A 20,654-nucleotide genomic window follows, 5' to 3' on the forward strand; every position below is an offset into this window, starting at 1 on the left:
CCACTGCCAGCCATGCCAGCCGTTCAGGCCGTCGAACGCCTTCAGGATAAAGCCGGAGATCGGGCCGCCGATCACGCCCGATAGCGCGATCGCGGTCATGAACCAGGTGGTCATCCGGCCGCGCCGGTGCGCCGGGTACCAGTACGTCAGATACAGGATGATGCCGGGGAAGAAGCCCGCTTCGGCGACGCCGAGCAGAAAGCGCATCACGTAAAACATCGTCGTCGTGGTGACGAACATGGTCAGTGCGGAGATGATGCCCCACGACACCATGATTCGCGCGATCCACACGCGCGCGCCGACGCGATGCAGGATCACGTTGCTCGGAATCTCGAAGATGAAATAGCCGATAAAGAAGATGCCGGCGCCGAAGCCGTACACGGTGTCGCTCAGGCTCAGGTCGGTTTGCATCTGCAGTTTCGCGAAGCCGACGTTGACGCGGTCGAGATAGGCGACCACATAGCAGAGCATCAGAAGCGGTGTGAGACGCCACGCGACTTTCCGGTAAGTCGCCTCTTCGAACGTGGAGGGCGGCGCGCCCGCGCCGGATGGATGAAGCGGATTCGCTGGACTGGCCATTGTGTCTCCTCATAATTTTAGAAAGAAAGGTATCGCGGAGCGCGATTCTAGTCCGCGCTTTTATCGCATGTCTAAACGCAGCGACCGCCGTCGACGTCAAGACACGCGCCGGTGATGAACTCCGCGTCGTCCGATGCGAGGTAGAGGCAGGCGTTCGCGACGTCCTGCGGCTTCGAGAACCGGCCGAGCGGAATCGACGCGAGGAAGCGCTGACGGTTCGCCGGCGTGTCTTCGACGCCCATGAATTCGGACAGCAGCGCGGTCTCGCCGATCACCGGATTCACACAGTTGACGCGAATGTGGTCCGGCCCGAGCTCGACCGCCAGCGATTTGCTTGCGACGATCACCGCGCCCTTGCTGCCGTTGTACCAGACGAGGCCGGGCCGCGGCCGGATGCCCGCGGTCGACGCGATATTGATAAACACGCCGCCGCCGCACTTGCGGAAATATGGGACGAACGCGCGCACGCTCCAGTAGAGGCCTTTGACGTTCACCGCATAGACGCGATCGAACTCGGCTTCGGTGACGTCAAGCACGGGCTTGTTGCGATGCGTGGTGCCGGCGTTGTTGACGACGATCTGCACGCTGCCGAAATCTTCCAGCGCGGCTTGTAGTAGCTGCTGCCAGTCCGCGCTGCGTGTGACGTCGCCGGCGACCGCGATCGCCTTGCCGCCGGCGAGCGCGATTTCGCTCGCGACGCGCTCGGCCGCGGCGCCGTTCAGGTCGTTGACGACGATGTTTGCGCCTTCACGCGCGTAGGTCTTTGCAATGCCTTCGCCGAAGCCCGAGCCGGCGCCGGTGACGACGGCGGTTTTGCCTTTTAGTCGCATGATGTCTCCTCGTATCTTCAATTTGCAGCGAGTCGAGTTTTGTTATTGCGCGTCCGTACCGCCGGCGCTCATCCGCACTCATCCGTGCCGGATCGCCACCGTCTTCAGTACTGTGAACCCATACAGCGCTTCGAAGCCCTTCTCCCGCCCATGCCCCGAATGCTTGACGCCGCCGAACGGCAATTCGACGCCACCACCCGCGCCGTAGTTGTTGATAAACACCTGACCCGAGCGCACCCGCCGCGCGACGCGCAATTGCCGCGCGCCGTCGCGCGTCCATATGCCGGCGACGAGCCCATACGGCGTGCCGTTCGCGAGCGCCAGCGCTTCGTCCTCGTCAGCGAACGGCAGGGCGGCGAGCACGGGGCCGAACACTTCCTCGCGCGCGAGACGGTGCTGCGGCGGCACGTCGCGCAAGAGCGTCGGCGCCTGATAGAAGCCGCTTTCCGGTGCTTCGGCGATCACATGGCCTTGCGCGGCCATCGCGATGTTATCGTGCTGCGCATCGGATAGAAAATCCCACACGCGCTGCTGCTGTTTCGCGCTGATCAGCGGCCCGCAGTCGAGATCGGCATGCGACGGACCGACCCGCAGCGCATTGAACGCGGTCGCAAGCCGGTCGAGCAACGGCTCGTACACCGCTCGCTCAATCAGCACGCGGCTGCCGGCCGAGCATGTCTGTCCGGCGTTCTGCACGATCGCCGCGACGAGCACCGGCAATGCCGCGTCGAAGTCCGCATCGGCGAACACGATTTGCGGCGATTTGCCGCCTAGCTCGAGCGTGACCGGCACGTGGTTTTCCGCGGCCATCTGCGTGACGAACTTGCCGGTTGCCGGCGAACCGGTAAACGAGATGTGATCGATGCCCGGATGCCGCGCGAGCGCCGCCCCCGCTTCATGTCCGTAACCGGTCACGATATTCAATGCGCCCGCGGGCAGGCCCGCCTCGGCGGCCAGCTCGGCGACGCGCAGGACCGACAGGCATGCGTCCTCGGCGGGCTTCACGACGCAGGCGTTGCCGGTGGCGAGCGCGGCGCCGACGCTGCGGCCGAAGATCTGCATCGGATAGTTCCACGGCACGATATGGCCGGTCACGCCGTGCGGTTCGCGGATCGTGAATACCGTGTAGCCGGACTGGTACGGCAGCGTCTCGCCGTGCAGCTTGTCGGCGGCGCCGGCGTAGAACTCGAAATAGCGGGCCAGCGCCGCGGCGTCCGCACGCGCTTGGCGCAGCGGTTTGCCGGTGTCGCGTGCTTCGATCTGCGCGAGCTCTTCGTGACAGGTGCCGACCAACATCGCGAGCCGATACAGCAGACGGCCGCGTTCGGCGGCGCTCAACGCGCCCCACGCGCCGTCGAACGCACGCCGTGCGGCGCTGACCGCAGTATCGATATCGGCGGCGTTGCCGCGTGCAAGACGCGTGAAGGGCTGGCCATCCGACGGATCGATCACGGCGAGCGTGTCGCCGCCCGCGGACACGGTCCATTCGTTGCCGATGAAGTGTTTCGCTTCTTCCATACATGCTCCTTGTCGAAAGGGATGACTGGCGGCCCTGCGACGGATTGCGGATCGATTCCGTGCGGACTATTGAAGCGACTGGCCGGGATATGTCCCAACCGCGGGTTCCGACTGCGGGTCCCTACAGCGGGTCCACCTGCGTGTCCCGACTCTGGACGAGACTCGCGGCCGACGAGACCCGGCTGCGCGATACGCCTACGCGTGATGCATCGCGGCGCAGCGGCATGTGCGAAAGCGCAACGGCCAGACGATAGGTGGATTATCGCGCCGAACGCACGCGGACGGCACCGGCCGATTGGCTATAATGGCGCATTCCCGCGGCGCCCGGCCTTGTCTGATCGGGTCGCAATGCGCGTCGAATGCGCATCGATGCAATCCGTTGCAGACCGTAGCGTAGCGACCGCCGCCGCGCATCATGTCCGTGTCCCCGATTTTCATCGTCACCAGAGAGCCGCCATGAGCTTCAACACTGTCCCGCCCGGCAAGGATCTGCCGCAAGACTTCAACGTCATCATCGAAATTCCCGCGCAAAGCGACCCGGTGAAGTACGAGGCCGACAAGGAACTGGGCCTGCTCGTCGTCGATCGCTTTATCGGCACCGGCATGCGCTATCCGGCGAACTACGGCTTTATTCCGCAGACGCTGTCCGGCGACGGCGACCCGGTCGACGTGCTGGTGATCACGCCATTCCCGCTGCTCGCAGGCGCGGTGGTGCGCGCCCGCGCGCTCGGCATGCTGCAGATGACCGACGAATCCGGCGTCGATGCGAAGCTGATCGCCGTGCCGCACGACAAGATCTGCCCGATGACCGCGCATATGAAATCGATCGACGACGTGCCTGGCTATCTGAAAGATCAGATCAAGCACTTCTTCGAGCAGTACAAGGCGCTCGAGAAGGGCAAGTGGGTGAAGATCGATGGGTGGGCCGGCATCGATGCCGCGCATAAGGAAATTTCTGACGGGGTCGCGAACTACAAGAAGTAAAAGCGACCCCCGTACCCGCGCTTTCAATAGCGGGCGTTCAGCTGCATCGAGCAGCTACAAAACCGCGCGTGCCCGCAACGGCCGCGCGGTTTTTTCATGCGGTGTCAGCGTCGGCGTCGTCGGGCATCGCGGCGGGTGCCGGCAGCACCGATTCGAGCGTGCGCGCGCCGGCCGCGAGCGCGCGTTTGCCCGCGGGCGTCAGGCGCTTGACCCAATACTCGGCGCGCAACGCGCTCGCGCGGTCCGTGAGCTCGAACGACGCGAGCACGCGCAACGGCTTGCGCGAACGTGTGTAGCGCGCGCCGGTACCGTTGACATGCTTGTCGAAGCGCGCGGCGACATCGATCGCAATGCCGGTATAGACACTGCCGTCGTCACATTCGATCAGATAGAGAAACCACGGCGTCGTGTGCGTCACGGTTTGGTGTTAGCTTTTGAACGGATTGTGTTCGCGCAATTCATCGACATACGCGTGAATGTGATTCGTCTCGTTGTCGAGAAAGTGTGAGACCGCATCGGCGAAGGCCGGATGCGCGAGCCAATGCGTCGAGCGCGTGACGGTCGGCATGAAGCCGCGCGCCATCTTATGCTCGCCTTGCGCACCGCCTTCGAACACCGCGAGTTTTTCTTCGATGCAGAATTCGAGCGGTTGATAGTACGCGGTCTCGAAGTGCAGGCACGGCACGTGTTCGAGCGCGCCCCAGTAGCGGCCGTATAGCGTGCCGCCTGTACCGTCCGCAGCGCCGCCGCGCTGGAACACGACGAGCGAGCTCGCGATGGGCTTGCCGTCGACTTCGGCGATCACCATCATCAGGTTCTCCGGCATCGTTTCGCCGATCATCCGGAAGAAGTCGAGATTCAGATAAGGACTCGAGAAGTGTTCGCGGTACGTTTGCCGATAACACTTGCTGAAGAAGCGCCAGTCCGCATCGGCGATGTCCTTGCCGACCCTGCGCCGGAACGTGACGCCCGCCTCGCGCACCTTGCGGCGCTCGGCACGGATGTTTTTGCGCTTTTTCTGTTCGAGCGTCGCAAGGAAGTCGTCGAAGCTGCGATAGCCGTCGTTGAGCCAATGAAACTGCACGCCTTCACGCTGCATCATGCCCAGATTGGTTAGCGCCGCTGCTTCGGTATCGGTCGGAAACAGCACGTGCAGCGACGACACATCCGCCTGCTCGGCGAACGCGACGAGGGTGGCCGCCAGATGACGCAGCGCGCGTTCGTCGGCCGCCATCAGACGTGAGCCCTGCACCGGCGTGAACGGCACCGCGCACAGCAGCTTCGGGTAGTACGCGAGGCCATTGCGCTTGTACGCGTCGGCCCATGCCCAGTCGAACACATATTCGCCGTACGAGTGGCCTTTCAGGTACACCGGCGCCGCAGCCGCGAGCCGGCCGCTACGCGGGTCGGTCAGCGTGACGAATTGCGGCGCCCAGCCGGTGTCGGGCACCGCGCAACGTGTCGCGTGCAGCGCGCTCAGGAACTCGTGCCGCAAGAACGGCGTCGGTTGAGCCTGGCGGGCGAGCAGCGCGTTCCATTCGGCGGCGTCCACTTCGAGCGGCGACGCGAGAATGCCCGTGAGATAATCAAAACGTTCCTGATTCAATCTGCTGACCGTTCCCGATCCGATCGGTCGCGCCGCGCGAGCGGCGTGCCGTGTGTTTAAACCGAGTCATGAAGACCCGCATCGCTCTTGCCCAACTCAATGTCACCGTCGGCGACTTCGCTGGTAACGTCGCGAAGATCGTCGCCGCCGCACGCGCCGCGCACAGCGATGGTGCGAAGCTGCTGATCGCGCCCGAGCTCGCGTTGTCCGGCTATCCGCCCGAAGACCTGCTACTGCGGCCCGCGTTCTACGCGGCCAGTGCCGCGGCGCTCGCCGATCTCGCCGCGCAGCTTAAGCCGTTTGAAGGGCTGCGCGTGGTGGTCGGTCACCCGCATCGCGACGTGGTGCACGGCCATGGTAATGCAAACGCGCCGATCGAGCGCGGCTTGCCGCCAGTCGACACTTATAACGCGGCGTCGTTGATTGTCGACGGCGCGGTGGCCGGCACCTATCTGAAGCAGGATTTGCCCAATACCGAGGTGTTCGACGAGAAGCGTTATTTTGCGTCCGATCCGCAGCCGTTCGTGTTCGAGCTGGATGGCGTGAAGTACGGCATCGTGATCTGCGAGGATGTGTGGCATGCGTCGGCCGCGCAACTGGCGAAGGCGGCGGGCGCGCAGGTGCTGCTGGTGCCGAACGGCTCGCCGTATCACATGAACAAGGAAGCGGTGCGCATCGAGATCCTGCGTGCGCGGATTCGCGAGACCGGGCTGCCGATGGTCTACGTGAATATGGTCGGCGGCCAGGACGAGCTGGTGTTCGATGGCGGCTCGTTCGTGCTCGACGCACAAGGCGAGATCGTCGCGAAGATGTCGCAATTCGAAGAAGGCCATGCGATCGTCGAATTCGACGGCGCGCGGCCCGTTGCGGCGACGATTGCGCCCGAGACGCCGGTCGAAGCGCAGGTCTACGCGGCGCTCGTGCTCGGCGTGCGCGATTACATCAACAAGAACGGCTTCCCGGGCGCGATCATCGGCTTGTCGGGCGGCGTGGACTCGGCGCTCGTGCTGGCCGTCGCATGCGATGCGCTCGGCGCTGCGCGCGTGCGCGCGGTGATGATGCCGTCGCGCTACACGGCCGATATCTCGACCACCGATGCGGCCGACATGGCGCGGCGGGTTGGCGTGCGTTACGACGAGATCGCGATTGCGCCGATGTTCGACGCGTTCCGCGCGTCGCTTGCCGAGGAGTTCGCGGGCCGCGCGGAAGACGCGACCGAGGAGAACATTCAGGCGCGCATTCGCGGCACGCTGCTGATGGCGCTGTCGAACAAGTTCGGTTCGCTTGTGTTGACCACGGGCAACAAGAGCGAAATGGCGGTCGGTTACTGCACGCTTTACGGCGATATGGCGGGCGGCTTCGCGGTGATCAAGGATATCGCGAAGACCCTGGTCTACCGGCTATGCCACTATCGCAACGCGGCCGCTTCGTTCCCGACGCAGGACATCATTCCGGAGCGCATCCTGACGCGTGCGCCTTCCGCCGAGCTGCGCGAGAACCAGACCGACCAGGACAGCCTGCCGCCGTACGACACGCTCGATGCGATCATGCGGATGTATATGGAAGAAGATCGCTCGCTGGCGGAAATCGTCGCCGCGGGGTACGCACCCGACGACGTTAAGCGTGTGACTCGACTGATCAAGATCAACGAATACAAGCGACGCCAGGCGCCGATCGGCATTCGTGTCACGCATCGCGCGTTTGGCCGCGACTGGCGCTATCCGATCACGTCCCGTTATACGGAACCGCTCGAGTGAATGGCGGGCGCGTCCCGGGCTGCGTGCCCCGGGGCGGTGCACCGGCGCAAAGCCGTTAAGTAGGGCGAGTGTGCGCCGTCGCGCTGGCAATGTGTCCGGTGCGGCGTAGAATCAAAAAAGAACAATGCTGGATTTTGTCATTTTCGAACCTACCACGAGGCTCGCCATGAAACGCATCACCGCAGTCATCAAACCGTTCAAACTCGACGAAGTGCGCGAGGCGCTTGCAGAAGTAGGTCTGACGGGGCTCACCGTCACCGAAGTCAAAGGATTCGGCCGTCAGAAGGGGCATACCGAACTGTATCGCGGCGCTGAGTACGTGGTCGATTTTCTGCCGAAGGTGAAGATCGAGGTGGTCGTCGCGAACGATCAGACTGATCAGGTGATCGATGCGATCATCGGTGCCGCGCGCACCGGCAAGATCGGCGATGGGAAGATCTTCGTCGCGGATGTCGAGCGCGTGATCCGTATTCGCACCGGCGAAGAAAACGAAGCCGCCGTATAAGCGGTCAGACTCAGCGTCGCATCATGCATCACGCGGCGCGCACCATGAAAAAACGGTGCGATCCCCTTTCGGACATCGCACCGATACGCGCCTCTCGCAGCAGCGTGAAAACTGTTCTCTGGCTAAATCTGTTGTATTCGCAACGTTCGATTAGAACGAGTGCTGGATACCTGCGTACACACCCGACTGGCTGTGGCCCGGCAGCGGGTTATCCGTCTGGAAGCCGGTGCCCGAGTTGTTCGCGTTCAGGCCGAAGTTAGCCGCCTTGCTGTTTTGCGTCGTCGCGATCTGGATGTCCAGCAGCGTGCGCTTCGACAGGTTGTACGAGCCACCGATCGTGTAGATCGTTGCGTTGCCGCCGCCGTTGTTGGCGTTCACGTGGTACACCGCTGCGATCAGCGCGGCAGCCGGCGTGGCTTGCCACGTCACACCGCCCCACTCATGATCGAGCGTCGTCGGCGTGCCGATTGCTGCACCGGTGATACCCGACGAGCGGATCGCCTGGTACGCGCCCTGGATCTTGAACTGACCGAGGAACACGTTGACCAATGCCGAGTATTCGCGCGAGTACGCGAACACGCCTTGCCCCACATTGGCGTTGTTGAACTCAGTCGACGAGCCGCCGAGCGAACCGTTGGCCGGGTTGCGGATTTCGTCATAGATACCGCGCACCTGGAACAGCGAGGACGTGTAGGTAACCTGCGCACCCGCTTCGCGGCCTTGCGGCGTCGTGCCGTTACCGTTCCAGTTCGTCGCATTCGACAGCGCGTATTGACCGTAGAAGTCAAAGCCCGCGATCTTCGGCGACTGGTACGAAACGTTGTTGCTCGATTGCGGCCAGTTGCGGCCACGCACCAGCGATGCCGACGACCAGTTCGACTGACCGAACGGGTCGAAGTCCCACACGCCGTTCGAGATGAAGAGTTCGCGGCCGAGGAGCAGGGTACCGTATTGGTCGGTTGCCATACCAATGGTTGCCCAGCGATTGAAGAGACCGCCGCCGCCCGGGCCCGCACCCGTCATCGTGTTGAATGAGCCTTCCAACTGGAACACGGCCTTGTAGCCGCCACCGAGGTCCTCTGCGCCCTTCATACCCCACAGGCTGGTACCCCAGTCGCCGCTCTCTGCGCGGAAGCGGTGCGTGCTGTCCGTTGCGGCGCCCGTCGACGGACCCGTCGGCACGCCCCACATGGCTTCGAGACCAGCGTCCAGACGCCCGTACAGCGTCACGCTGCTCTGTGCGTGCGCAGCAACGCCGATAGTCAGCAGCGATGCGGCGAGCAAAGCTTTTTTCATCTTCTCCTCCATACCCTGTCAAAAAGTGAAACCAGTACTGCGAGTGGTATCCGGACGCCAGCAGCGCCGGACAGGAAACTTTTGTACAGAGAGATACGGCTGATCGGTGTCTCCTGACGCGCAGCCGTGTGCGGCTGTCTGATCGTCTTATCCGATCCTCGCCGACCGGTATCTCCCGCTGTGTTATGTCCTGTGCGTTTTGAAGTGAAACTACTTTTAATGAACTTTGTTTTGCTACTTTCGTTACTAATTTAGCAAAAATACCCGAGGGTGGCGAAACAAAATCACGGTCCGCGGTAGAGATGTCTCCAAATTGCAATACGAGTGTGACAGGAGGACCCCGAATCGATTGCTAAAACCCGCGTAAATCCTTATCAGGCAAGGGATTCACGGTTCAACGCAGGGTAGGTCAAGGATTGCCACTATTGACGTTGGAAATCGTCGGGAGTATGCGGCCGCAGCACATCGGCGCGTGCAAATGTTGGGATGACGAAGCTTTTAGACGCCCTGCTGGCGGGGCTTTCCGGCAATAAAAAAGACGCGTAAGCGTATTGTAATGCTACACAGACACCATGCAATTCGAATTTATTTAAGGCTGCCGGCGAGGAATTGCTTAAGCCGTTCGCTTTTTGTATTCCCGAATACTTCGGAAGGGTGGCCTTCTTCTTCAACGCGTCCTTGATGCAGGAACATCACGTGGTTCGACACGTTGCGCGCAAACGCCATTTCGTGCGTGACGACGATCATCGTGCGGCCTTCCTCGGCGAGCGTTTGCATCACCTTCAGCACTTCGCCGACGAGCTCGGGGTCGAGCGCGGAGGTCGGTTCGTCGAACAGCATTACATCCGGGTGCATCGTCAGCGCGCGCGCAATCGCGACGCGCTGCTGCTGGCCGCCCGACAGGTGCGACGGATATTGCTTCTCGACGCGCGGCGCAAGCCCGACCTTCTCCAGATAGGTGCGCGCACGCTCTTCCGCTTCCTTGCGCGACAGACCCAGCACATGCAGCGGCGCCTCGATGATGTTCTCGAGTACTGTCATATGCGTCCACAAGTTGAAATGCTGGAACACCATCGACAGGCGCGTGCGCATCCGCTGCAGTTGCTTGTGATCGGCGACACGCAGCGCGCCGGTTTTGTCCATTGCGGTCCGGACCTCTTCGCCGTCGACGAAAATGCGGCCGTTATTCGGCTGTTCGAGAAAGTTGATGCAGCGGAGCATCGTGCTCTTGCCTGAACCGGACGAGCCGATCACGCTGATTACGTCGCCGCGCTTTGCCTTGAGCGTGACGCCTTTGAGGACTTCGTTGTCACCGTACTTCTTATGCAGGTTGTCGACGAAAAGCATGGGGGACAGGGTGTTCATAGAATCCTTGATGACCGGAACACATCGTGGGGTCCGGCCTGGTTCGCTCTTTTATCGGCCGTTATTTGCCCTGTGGGCGCAGATAGGCGAGCCAGCGGCGCTCGGCGCGGCGGAACAGCCACACGAGACCGAACGAAATGGTCAGATAGAGCAGCGCGGCAATGCCGAATGCATCGAATGAACGGTATGTCGCTGAATTCACGTCGCGCGCGATCTTCAGAATGTCGGGCACGGTCGCGGTGAAGGCGACGGTGGTCGCGTGCAGCATCAGAATCACTTCGTTGCTGTAGTAGGGCAGCGCGCGGCGCAGCGCGGACGGCAGAATGACGCGCCGATACAGCGTGAACGGCGACATGCCATAAGCGCGCGCCGCCTCGATTTCGCCGTACGGCGTCGCCTTGATGGCGCCGGCGAAGATTTCGGTGGTGTACGCGCAGGTGTTCAGTGTGAAGGCGAGCAGCGTGCAATGCATGCCGTCGCGGAAGAACGCATTGGTGAGCTCGTGCGAGCGGATGACTTCAAGGCTGTAGAGCCCGGTGTAGCACAGCAGCAGTTGCACATACAACGGTGTGCCGCGGAACACGTACGTGTACAGCCACACCAGCCTCGACAGCCATTTTCTCTTCGATACGCGCGCGACCGCGAGCGGCACCGACAGACAGAAGCCGAGTCCGATCGATATGACCAGCAGCCACAGCGTGATTGCGACGCCGGTAAAGCGATAGCCGTCGGTATACAGATAATTGCGCCAGTACTCCTGAATCAGCTCGATCATAGGTCAGCCTTTCGCACGCCGGTCGAGTAGCGCTTCTCCAGGTACATCAGCACGAAGTTCGAGACGGTGGTGATCACCAGATAGATCGCACCTGCGAGCAGCGTGAAAAAGAAGAGCCGTAACGTGCCCTTGCCGGCGTCCTGCGACGCCTTCACGACGTCGGCAAGGCCAATGATCGACACGAGCGCGGTCGCCTTGACCATCACCTGCCAGTTGTTGCCGATACCGGGTAACGCGAAGCGCATCATTTGCGGGAACATGACTCGCGAGAACACCTGCCAGCCGGTCATGCCGTATGCGGCGCCCGCTTCGAGCTGGCCGCGCGGCACCGCGAGAAAGGCGCCGCGGAATGTTTCCGTGAAATACGCGCCGTAGATAAAGCCGAGTACCGCGACGCCGGCGACGAATGGATCAATGTCGATCTGATCCCAGCCGAGCGCGTCGGTCAGGTTGTTCAGCCAGATCTGGATGCTGTAGAAGAGCAGCAGCATCAGCACGAGATCCGGCACGCCGCGTATCAGCGTCGTATAGACGGTGCCGATGCCGTGCGAAAGCCGGTTCCTCGATAGTTTTGCCGCCGCGCCGAGCAGCCCGAGCACGAATGCGAACGCGAGTGACAGGATGGCGAGCTTGATCGTCTGGAACGTGCCCGACAGGATTAGCGGGCCGTAACCTTGCAGAAACATAGTGGGTCCTTGACGGCGCGGGGTGCGTACCGCAAAAGACGCGGCTCGCTCAGGCGGAGCGGTTGCCGGAGCCGAGCCCGTGCACACCGCGCCGCCAGTGGCGCACCGCCGCGCAAATCATGACTGCCTGACCGTTGCCGGCCGGCAGCGCTTTTTCCGACTGTATTACCAAGGCCGTCGGATGGCCCATCCGGGCCTGCCCCGAGCGAATGTGCGCTAGCCGCCACGCGTTTGCCTCTTCATTTACCGGGCCGGCTGCCAATCGAAGTCGAAATGGTGCTGCGCAGACTGCGCTGACGGGTCTTCCTTGCGGGACGTCGACAGCGCATGGTCGAGCATCGTTTTCAGCGTGGCGTCGTTCTGGTGCGGGCTGGCCGCGATGCCTTCGCCGAGCGTGCTGTGTTCGTTCGCCATCGCGCTCGTGGCGAGGGCGGCGAGCGCCACGCACAGTGCGAGCTTCTTCATGTTTCTCCTGTCACCGATCGTCGAGGATCGGCCATGGGTGGTTGCCGGTGCCGTCGGCGGCGGCGCTCTTCGGGCGCGAAGGCCCAAGGCGCGGTCGTCCGGGACTTGAATGCCGGAGCGGCGGCCGACGCTATTCTAGGTGGTCAAAAATGGTGTGCTTCGTCTCATTTGCCCGGCCTCCAGCCAAGACTCCGCTCAGACCGGTCGCGCAAAAGGGCGGTATTTTACCTGAAGCGGCGTAACGCGCTAGCCGGTCAAACGCGTAGAGCGGCAGAGGTGAGCCGCTAGCTGTGGTAGGCGGTGGGCCGGGAAGCGCGGGTAGGAGGGTGCCGCGGGTGATGCCGGGAGGCTCGGGGCGGCGTCGCAGCGCATCGCGGGCGGGTGTGTGCGGCTTGGCGAAGAGCTGGGGAGCGCCGTTGTGGCGGAGCGCAGCGACAGCAAATGCTGCGACAGCAGCTTCAACGATCGGAGCCGTCAGCGACAGGAAAAGCAACAATAGACAATGCCACGGCAAAGCGGTGCCGTGGCTTGTTCAGGTGCGCCGCAGCGGCGCACCTACGGTCAGACAGCCTTACGGCTTCGCGGCCGACGCAGCGGCGTCGCCGTGCCGATGCTGCCAGTGCTCGCGCATTTTCTCGTGACGTTGTTCCATTTTCGCGAAGTGCTGCTTGAGCGCGGTGCTGACCGTGGTCTTCTGCTGGTCGTTCAGGCTGTTGTAGAAGTTAAGCCACGCGGTCGAGGTCTGCTCGCGCAGTTGCGCATCCTGCTGCTCGATCTTCTGATGCGCGGCATGCATCGCGTTCAGGTCGAGGATCGGCTGTTGCTCCATCGACTTGAACTGATCGTGCATCTGCTTGCGATTGGCGCGCATGGCTTCACGATTCTGCTTCATCGTGTCGAGCGCGGTTTGCCACAGCTTTTCCTGATCCGCGTTCAGATTCAATTGTCCATGCAGCTTGTTGATCTCCTGCATGAAGTGGTTGTGCCAGCCGCCAGGGCCGTCGTGGCCCATGCCGCCAGCGCCCGAGGGTTGCGCGGCGTACGCGGCGCCGACGCCGATCGCGAGCGACGCGGCGGCAATGGCGAGAACGCGAGAAGTTTTTTTGGACATGGTTGACATGTTGGACATTAGGGTGCTCCCAGGTGACATCCGACGAGCGGCCGTCACGACGTGAACGGGCCCGCATTCCATTCGGTAATGCACAGCGTAGAGGCGTCGGATTCACGCCGTGTTACGTAGATGGTTCGTGCTGTTACGCGACATTACTTGCGCCTTTCGCCGTAACACCCCGTAACCCTTTTCGGGGCCAGTTGCAGCGGACAGGCCCCGGGTGCGCGTTAAACTTCGCTTCATGGCTACTCAAATCCTGGTCGTCGATGACGACGTCGAACTGCGCGACCTGCTGCGTGACTATCTGGCGCGCCAGGGCATCGAGGTATCGGTGCTGCACGATGCCGGCTCGCTCGAGCGCCGGCTCGAACGCGAGCGTCCGGACCTGATCGTGCTCGACCTCATGATGCCGGGCGTCGACGGGCTGACCGCGCTGCGCAAGCTGCGCGCGTCCGGCGACGATATTCCAGTGATCATGCTGACCGCCCGCGCGGACGACGTGGACCGCATCGTCGGCCTCGAACTCGGCGCGGACGACTATCTCGGCAAGCCGTTCAACCCGCGTGAGCTGCTTGCGCGCGTCCAGGCCGTGCTGCGCCGGCGGCGCACGATGCCGTCGGCGGCCGCACCCGAGCAGCGTGAACCGTTTTCGTTCGGTCGCTTTACGCTCGACTTCCAGTCGCGCACGCTGAGTCTTGAAGGCAAGCCGCTCACGCTGTCCGGCAGCGAGTTCGCGTTGTTGAAAATCTTCGTCAACCATCCGATGCGTACGCTGACGCGCGAACGCCTGCTCGAACTGCTGCACGGGCCCGAATATGACGGCACCGACCGCGGCATCGATGTTCAGGTGTGGCGCCTGCGCCGTATTCTCGAGACAGACCCCTCCGTGCCGCGCTTCATCCAGACTGTGCGCGGGCGCGGCTACGTCTTTGTGCCGGACGGCGAGCAACATGCGTCGTCCCATTGATTCGCTGTTTGGCCGCCTCGCGTTGCTCGTCGTCGGGGTGCTGCTGCTGTCGCATTTCGCGTGGTACGCGCTGATCCGCCTCGAGCGCAGCAACCTGCAAACCCGTTATGCAGTCGAAGAGGCCGCGTTCCTTGTCGATGCGGTGCGCCAGCACGTCGAACGCACGCCCGACCAGCCGCTGCCGTCGCGCGTGCGCCTCGTCGACCCGGCGAGCCCGGATGTGCCGCGGGAGACCGCCGACCTGCCGGTGCCGTTGGACCGCTTCGTCGAGGACGTGCGCGACCGGATGCCCGATTCGACCCAGGTGCGCGTCGGTATGCCGGGCAAGCCGCCCACACTTTGGGTGAAGGCCGCGACCGATCGCAACTGGATCGTCGTGCCGGTGCAGCCGCTGCGCCCGCCGAGGTCGCTCGACCGGATGGTGCTGTGGCTGACCATCATTTTTTCCGCGGGCGTGATGGCGGCGCTGTTTGCCGCATGGCAGCTGCAGCAGCCGCTGCGCTCGCTTGCGCAGGCCGTCGCGCGTTTCGGCCGCGGCCTGCCGGTGCCGCCGGTGCGCGAACGTGGGCCGCGCGAACTGCGGCAACTGACCCACGGTTTCAATCAGATGGTGCAGGAGGTCGCGCGCACTGAGAACGACCGCGCGGTGATGCTCGCGGGTGTTGCGCACGATCTGAAGACGCCGCTTGCGAGACTGCGTCTGCGCGCCGAGATGATGGAAGAGCCGAAGATGCGCGATGGCGTCGTGCGCGATGTCGACTCCATGACGCATATCGTCGATCAGTTCCTCGTGTTCGCGCATGACGGCGCGGACCGGAGTGAACCGGTCGAGGTGGACGCGCAATGCGAGCGCATTGCGCGCAGCTACCGGGCGGTTTCACCAGACTCCTACGGAGTGCAAACCGACCTGACCGCGGGTCCCGGCTTCACGCTGCCGGCCGCGACGCTCGATCGCATCCTGTCGAACCTGCTCGACAACGCGCACGCGTATGGCGCGCCGCCGGTCGTCGTCGCGACTGCACGCACCGCTGATGGCTACACGCTATCGATCAGCGACAACGGCAAAGGCATCGCGGCACAAGACCTGATCAACGCAGCCCGGCCGTTCGTCCGGCTCGATCCGGCTCGCGGCGGCAATGGCCATAGCGGCCTTGGCCTCGCGATCGTCGAACGGCTCGTGCGCCGCGCGGGTGGCACATGGGAAATCGGCAATCACGATGGACGCGGCTTGCGCGTGTTGATGGCGTTTCCGTTCGAGTCGGTGGAGCGTACGGCAGCGGCGTCGGAAAGCGTCTGGTGATCCGATCGGCGGGTGGCTGGCCGCTGATCGCCGCGCGCAACAACAATTGAATTGATGCATACGGCGTGAGTCTCGGCCCGATAACGAGCGCCTAACCGGTCGTTATCGGGCCATGTGCTATTCGGTAAACAGCGTATTGAGCGCGGCGGCCGCTTCGCTATCGACGGTGTTCCACGTCACGGTCTCCGCTTCGAAAATATAGTGCGTCGTGTATTTGCCGAGGCGCGCGAGAATTTCCTCCTGCAGGGTCTCCGGCGACGCGTCGAGCTTCAGATACCAGGTCGTCGATGACAGCCGCGTCTGAAATGCGCCATATTCGGCGAGCAGATGGTCGAACGCGTCAGCATCCTGATCGCGGCAGACGATCACCAGATTTCCCTTCATGCAAACCTCCCGGTAGAACGACGGTAACTATCTTCGGATGTAAGTTTCCAGTCGATGATACCGCGTCGTTCCAGCGACGACAGCGGTTGGCGCACATTGGGGTGTGAAAGCACAGGGGATTGCCGCGCCGCGTTCGCAGCGAGGCGAGATGCGCGGGACCGGGGCGCCAGGTTCAGAGCGCGGTCGCCGGGGTGCGCGTGGGTGGCGCGGTATCGTCCGGTGGAACCGCTTCGCTGCGATCGCGTCCGCCGGATTTTGCCGCATAAAGTGCGAGGTCCGCGCGGCTGACGATGCGCTCCGGCAAGTCTTCCGGCGACAGTTCGGTGATGCCGATGCTCACGCTCAAGCCCGCGGTGGCCGGAAGCTTCGCGCAGGGCATCGCCTTCAGGCCGATGCGCAGCCGTTCGACGACTTCGAGTCCCGCGCCGAGCGAGGTGCCCGGCAACAGGATGCCGAACTCTTCACCGCCGAGGCGACCGATCGCGTCGCTGCCGCGTAGTTCGGTACGACAGGTGTCAACGAAATGCTCGAGCGCACGGTCGCCGGCCGCGTGACCGAAGCGGTCGTTGATCTGCTTGAAGTGGTCGAGATCGGCGATCGCCATGCATAGCGGCTCGCCGGTCGCGTGCGCGCGATCGATCTCATGGCGCAGCAGGTCGAGAAAGTAGCGGCGCGATAGCGCGCCGGTCAGCGCGTCGTGGCGCGCCTCAGCGGACAGCAGCGTATTGGCCGCCTGCAATTGTTCGGCGAGATCGCGCGTGGCGCGATGATGACGGCGCTCGCGCAGATACGATACGGTAATCACCCACGCGAGCGATACCGTGCCCGCGAGCGTCAGGAATACCAGCATGTGATCCCGCTTGTGATTGCGCAGCAGTTCGTTCCACGCGGCAAGCGGATCGACCAGATGCGCGGAGAGCCCCGAGTTCAGTCCGCTGCGCGACTGATACAGCGTCGGGACTGTCTGACCCGGCATGTCAAAGAGCTGCGCGGCGATACCGTCAGGCACCCAGCGCGCTTCGCGCCGCAACTGGCGCGCAATGGGCTGGATCTGTACCGCCGGGAACACTTCGCGGTGGTAAGTGGCCATGCGCTCGGCCACGGTCATCTGCGTCACGCGCGAATTCGGCATCGCTTCGCCTTCGAGCGTCGCGTTATGCGCCATGATGATCACGCCGTTGTCGTCGGTGACGAAGGTGCCGGCGTGCGCGACCCAGTGGCGCAAACGCGCGATGCCGACTTTCGCGACGATCGCGCCGACCAGCAGTCCATCGTCATAGACCGGCGCCGAGATGAAGATGCCGGGCTCGCCGCTCATGCGGCCGACGCCATAGGCCTCGCCGAACGCGCCGAGCAGCGCGTTGGTCAGATAGCTGCGCGAGCGCATGTCGAGACCGATGAACGATTGCGGACTTTGCGCATTGCTCGCCGCGACGCAGAGTCCGTTTGCATTGACGAGCCAGATGATGTCGAGTCCTGAGAAGCCTTGCGCGTCATGCAGGAAATTGTTGACTGCGGCAAGTTCCGGCATCGTCAACAGTTCGTTCCGATGCGCGGGCTCCGCGTCGGTGCCGAGCGCGGCGAAATTGCCGGCATGCGATAGCGCCTGCTGGATCACGCCCAATTCGGCCATCGTCGCGGGAATCGCGCGCGACATCGCGAGGTCGCTCGCGATCACCTCGGCCATGTTGTAGACGATCGATGCCGACATCTGGCGCTGCTGGCGCAGCGCCGCGTCGAGTTCCTGCTGCACCATGCGGTCCGCGACGAGGCCGGACGCGAACCAGCAAACGAGCGCGACCAGTACGAAACTGGCCGGCCCGACCGCGTGGCGCAAGGTTGTCCGTTTCATCGACCCTCTGATCCGTGCTGGTGTGACATGCGGCAAGGTCATGCGTGCAACGCGTCGGTACCGGGCCCGCTCGCCTCGTGATGTGCCGTGCGGCCCGGCAAACCCGGCGAGGTCCACCGGGCGGTGTGCCGCCGGGCCGCTTCCAGATTTTAACCGCCGCGCGGCCGGCTGCCAGCCCGTAATTTGTGTACGCGGATCTTGACCGAATTCTTATCGGCTTGCCGCCGCGTTTCTGAATAGGGTGTGTCGCTAGCCTCTGTGGCTTGCACGCGACGCTTTGGCGCCGCATCACGCGCCGCAGCATCGGTATCCGCATGCCGATGGTTGTGCCTGTCATGCTGGTTGTAGTACTGTCGTGCCGTCCAAAATAGGGAAAGCTCGCCAGCCTTCGTCAGTCCGACGGCTGGCGCCAGCGGCGGCGCGTCCCGCGAGGCACCCGGCAGGCATGCGCGAAACGCGCCGTGGCCCGCGCGGTCTGCCACCGGCCCGACGCGTCACCAAACGCCAACGATCACCGCGCACATGCGTTTTGCCATGCTTGATTTCAGCTTTCCGGACCGATTCCCGCCATGCCGCGCCGTGCATCGTCGTACGCAGTCCGGCGCGACCCTGGCCGTCACGAATGGCAAGGGGGCCTGATGGATCTCTTCAGCTTCAATCTGAATCGCACTGCCAACGCATCAGCCTGGCGGGTGCTGCCCAATCGCTGGGATTTCGTTGCGTTCCCGCTGATCATCTGTGCGATCGCGATGGCCGCGATCGGTTTTCACGAGACGATGGCGCCGATCTCCACGCTGCAAACCCAGGTCATCTCGCTCGATCCGGCGAACCTCCCCGAGTATGCGATGCGCACGACGCTGCGCATGCTCGCGGCGATGGCCGCATCGCTGCTGTTCACGCTGGTGTACGGCACGCTCGCTGCGAAGAGCCGGCGCGCGGGGCAGGTGCTGGTGCCGATTCTCGACATCCTGCAGTCGGTGCCGGTGCTGGGCTACATTTCGTTTACGGTCACCTTCTTTCTTGCGCTTGTGCCGTCGCGCGTGCTCGGCGCGGAGCTCGCGGCGATCTTCGCAATCTTCACGAGCCAGGCGTGGAACATGACGTTCAGCTTCTATCAGTCGCTGCGCACGGTGCCGCGTGATCTGGACGAAGTGTCGCGCGGCTTTCATTTGACCTCGTGGCAGCGCTTCTGGAAGCTCGAGGTGCCGTTCTCGATGCCGGGCCTGATCTGGAACATGATGATGTCGATGTCCGGCGGCTGGTTTTTCGTCGTCGCATCGGAAGCGATCACGGTCGGCAACCATACGATCACGCTGCCCGGCATCGGCGCGTACCTCGCACAGGCGATCTCCGAGCAGAATCTGCATGCGATCGGCTGGGTGATCCTGACCATGACCATCGTGATCCTGCTGTACGACCAGCTGCTGTTCCGGCCGCTCGTCGCTTGGGCGGACAAGTTCCGCATGGAAAACACCAGCTCGGGCGATGCCCCCGAGTCATGGCTGCTCGATCTGATTCGCCGCACGCGTCTGATTCACCGGTTACTGGTGCCGCTCGGCTGGTTCTTCGCGCGCGCGGCGCGTGTGCCGTTGCGGTTGTCGTCGTCAGTGGGGCCGGTGCGTTTCCCGAGCGCGCCAGGCGGCGCGACGCGGCGCATCGGCGACCTTGTCTGGGCGCTTGTCGTGCTGGTGGTCACCGTCTTCGTGGTCTATCGGGTGATTACGTATGTGCGTACCGGCGTGACGGTCGATGAAATCGGCCATGTGCTGGTATTGGGGCTGATCACGCTGCTGCGCGTGATCTTGCTGATCGCAATCGCATCGGTAATCTGGGTGCCGCTCGGCGTGCTGATCGGGCTGCGCCCGGCGCTCGCGGAAAAGATCCAGCCGCTCGCGCAGTTCCTGGCCGCGTTTCCGGCGAACCTGCTATTCCCGGTGTTCGTGATCGTGATCGTGCGCTTCAACCTGAACCCGGATATCTGGCTGTCACCGCTGATCGTGCTCGGCACGCAGTGGTATATCCTGTTCAACGTGATCGCCGGCGCGAGCGCCTATCCGAACGACTATCGCGAAGTGGCGAAGAATTTTCGCATTCGCGGCTGGCAATGGTGGCGCCAGGCGATGCTGCCGGGCGTGTTCCCGTACTACGTCACGGGCGCGATTACCGCGTCGGGCGGCGCGTGGAACGCGAGCATCGTTGCGGAGTTCGTGCAGTGGGGCCACACCCGGCTCTCCGCGCATGGGCTTGGCGCCTATATCGCGCAGAACACTGAAGCCGGCGACTATCCGAAGATCATCCTGGGCATCGCGGTGATGTCCCTGTTCGTGACCCTGTTCAATCGGCTGTTGTGGCGTCCGCTGTATGCGTATGCCGAATCGCGCCTGCGGCTCGATTGATTGCAACTGAAGGCAAAACGCGATGCAAAACCCTAAAGCCGCCACTTCCGCGCCGATCCAGACGCCGCCGATGCCGCCCCGCCTCGGCGACGAGATCCTGCGCGTCAAGGACGTCTGCCGCGGTTTCAACAAGACGCAGGGCGAGTTGCTCGTGCTCGAGGATGCGAACCTGTCGCTGCGTGAAGGCGAGATCGTCGGGCTACTGGGCCGCTCGGGCTCGGGCAAGTCGACGCTGCTGCGTATCATCGCCGGGCTGATCGAGCCGACCGACGGCGAAG

At 63.3% G+C, this 20,654-nt stretch carries 20 protein-coding genes; 7 read left to right on the forward strand and 13 right to left on the reverse strand.

What is annotated here, in order from left to right:
- The 3 genes from HV796_RS35845 to HV796_RS35855 all read right to left on the reverse strand — a co-directional run.
- A partial coding sequence (locus tag HV796_RS35845) for an MFS transporter (protein WP_175232607.1) occupies positions 1 to 579 on the reverse strand: 579 nt, incomplete at its 3' end.
- A gap of 71 nt (positions 580 to 650) precedes the next feature.
- Positions 651 to 1,409 (reverse strand): SDR family oxidoreductase, encoded by a 759-nt coding sequence (locus tag HV796_RS35850; protein WP_175232608.1) that lies wholly within the window; start codon positions 1,407 to 1,409, stop codon positions 651 to 653.
- A 78-nt stretch (positions 1,410 to 1,487) separates the two neighbouring features.
- Positions 1,488 to 2,927 (reverse strand): aldehyde dehydrogenase family protein, encoded by a 1,440-nt coding sequence (locus tag HV796_RS35855; protein ID WP_175232609.1) that lies wholly within the window; start codon positions 2,925 to 2,927, stop codon positions 1,488 to 1,490.
- A gap of 456 nt (positions 2,928 to 3,383) precedes the next feature.
- Between HV796_RS35855 and ppa the strand changes: the two genes are divergently transcribed.
- Positions 3,384 to 3,911 carry an inorganic diphosphatase gene (ppa, locus tag HV796_RS35860; protein ID WP_175232610.1) on the forward strand — a complete coding sequence of 176 codons (528 nt, stop codon included), beginning with the start codon at positions 3,384 to 3,386 and terminating at the stop codon, positions 3,909 to 3,911.
- Between the two features lie 94 nt (positions 3,912 to 4,005).
- On the opposite strand, the gene HV796_RS35865 is transcribed toward ppa, so the two are convergent.
- Both HV796_RS35865 and HV796_RS35870 read right to left on the reverse strand, forming a co-directional pair.
- Positions 4,006 to 4,329, reverse strand: a complete 324-nt coding sequence (locus HV796_RS35865; RefSeq protein WP_175232611.1) for a GIY-YIG nuclease family protein — start codon at positions 4,327 to 4,329, stop codon at positions 4,006 to 4,008.
- Positions 4,330 to 4,338: 9 nt separating this feature from the next.
- The gene (locus tag HV796_RS35870; RefSeq protein ID WP_175232612.1) at positions 4,339 to 5,517 is read right to left on the reverse strand and encodes a GNAT family N-acetyltransferase; all 1,179 of its coding nucleotides are present in this window, start codon (positions 5,515 to 5,517) and stop codon (positions 4,339 to 4,341) included.
- 68 nt (positions 5,518 to 5,585) lie between these two features.
- On the opposite strand from HV796_RS35870, the gene HV796_RS35875 reads away from it, so the two are divergent.
- Together HV796_RS35875 and glnK are read left to right on the forward strand one after the other, a co-directional pair.
- Positions 5,586 to 7,274 carry an NAD+ synthase gene (locus HV796_RS35875; protein WP_175232613.1) on the forward strand — a complete coding sequence of 563 codons (1,689 nt, stop codon included), beginning with the start codon at positions 5,586 to 5,588 and terminating at the stop codon, positions 7,272 to 7,274.
- 166 nt (positions 7,275 to 7,440) lie between these two features.
- A complete protein-coding gene (glnK, locus tag HV796_RS35880; protein WP_061179489.1) occupies positions 7,441 to 7,779 on the forward strand; it encodes a P-II family nitrogen regulator in 339 nt (112 codons plus the stop codon).
- Between the two features lie 150 nt (positions 7,780 to 7,929).
- Here glnK and HV796_RS35885 read toward each other — a convergent pair whose 3' ends face one another.
- The 6 genes from HV796_RS35885 to HV796_RS35910 all read right to left on the reverse strand — a co-directional run bounded on the left by HV796_RS35885 (position 7,930) and on the right by HV796_RS35910 (position 13,477).
- Positions 7,930 to 9,075, reverse strand: a complete 1,146-nt coding sequence (locus HV796_RS35885) for a porin (protein WP_175232614.1) — start codon at positions 9,073 to 9,075, stop codon at positions 7,930 to 7,932.
- 585 nt (positions 9,076 to 9,660) lie between these two features.
- Positions 9,661 to 10,440 (reverse strand): ABC transporter ATP-binding protein, encoded by a 780-nt coding sequence (locus HV796_RS35890; protein WP_175232615.1) that lies wholly within the window; start codon positions 10,438 to 10,440, stop codon positions 9,661 to 9,663.
- Between the two features lie 61 nt (positions 10,441 to 10,501).
- Entirely contained in the window at positions 10,502 to 11,215 is a 714-nt protein-coding gene (locus HV796_RS35895; protein ID WP_175232616.1) for an ABC transporter permease, read from the reverse strand.
- The gene (locus tag HV796_RS35900) at positions 11,212 to 11,901 is read right to left on the reverse strand and encodes an ABC transporter permease (protein WP_175232617.1); all 690 of its coding nucleotides are present in this window, start codon (positions 11,899 to 11,901) and stop codon (positions 11,212 to 11,214) included. The genes HV796_RS35895 and HV796_RS35900 overlap by 4 nt, the downstream gene beginning before the upstream one ends.
- Before the next feature lie 243 nt (positions 11,902 to 12,144).
- Positions 12,145 to 12,366, reverse strand: a complete 222-nt coding sequence (locus tag HV796_RS35905; RefSeq protein ID WP_175232618.1) for a hypothetical protein — start codon at positions 12,364 to 12,366, stop codon at positions 12,145 to 12,147.
- 571 nt (positions 12,367 to 12,937) lie between these two features.
- Positions 12,938 to 13,477 carry a Spy/CpxP family protein refolding chaperone gene (locus tag HV796_RS35910; protein ID WP_377692206.1) on the reverse strand — a complete coding sequence of 180 codons (540 nt, stop codon included), beginning with the start codon at positions 13,475 to 13,477 and terminating at the stop codon, positions 12,938 to 12,940.
- 241 nt (positions 13,478 to 13,718) lie between these two features.
- Here HV796_RS35910 and HV796_RS35915 point away from each other — a divergent pair, with 241 nt between their 5' ends.
- Entirely contained in the window at positions 13,719 to 14,444 is a 726-nt protein-coding gene (locus HV796_RS35915; protein ID WP_134193884.1) for a response regulator, read from the forward strand.
- Positions 14,428 to 15,744, forward strand: a complete 1,317-nt coding sequence (locus HV796_RS35920) for an ATP-binding protein (protein ID WP_175232619.1) — start codon at positions 14,428 to 14,430, stop codon at positions 15,742 to 15,744. The genes HV796_RS35915 and HV796_RS35920 overlap by 17 nt, the downstream gene beginning before the upstream one ends.
- 117 nt (positions 15,745 to 15,861) lie before the next feature.
- On the opposite strand, the gene HV796_RS35925 is transcribed toward HV796_RS35920, so the two are convergent.
- Both HV796_RS35925 and HV796_RS35930 read right to left on the reverse strand, forming a co-directional pair.
- Positions 15,862 to 16,128, reverse strand: coding sequence for a double-stranded DNA-specific endonuclease (locus HV796_RS35925; RefSeq protein WP_175232620.1), 267 nt, complete (start codon positions 16,126 to 16,128; stop codon positions 15,862 to 15,864).
- Positions 16,129 to 16,300: 172 nt separating this feature from the next.
- Entirely contained in the window at positions 16,301 to 17,980 is a 1,680-nt protein-coding gene (locus HV796_RS35930; protein ID WP_175232621.1) for a sensor domain-containing diguanylate cyclase, read from the reverse strand.
- A gap of 638 nt (positions 17,981 to 18,618) precedes the next feature.
- On the opposite strand from HV796_RS35930, the gene HV796_RS35935 reads away from it, so the two are divergent.
- Positions 18,619 to 20,376, forward strand: coding sequence for an ABC transporter permease (locus HV796_RS35935; protein WP_175232624.1), 1,758 nt, complete (start codon positions 18,619 to 18,621; stop codon positions 20,374 to 20,376).
- Between the two features lie 22 nt (positions 20,377 to 20,398).
- On the forward strand, positions 20,399 to 20,654 hold a 256-nt coding region (locus tag HV796_RS35940; RefSeq protein WP_175232622.1), incomplete at its 3' end, for an ATP-binding cassette domain-containing protein.

The sequence above is a fragment of the Paraburkholderia humisilvae genome, from assembly GCF_902859855.1.
Classification (GTDB): domain Bacteria; phylum Pseudomonadota; class Gammaproteobacteria; order Burkholderiales; family Burkholderiaceae; genus Paraburkholderia; species Paraburkholderia humisilvae.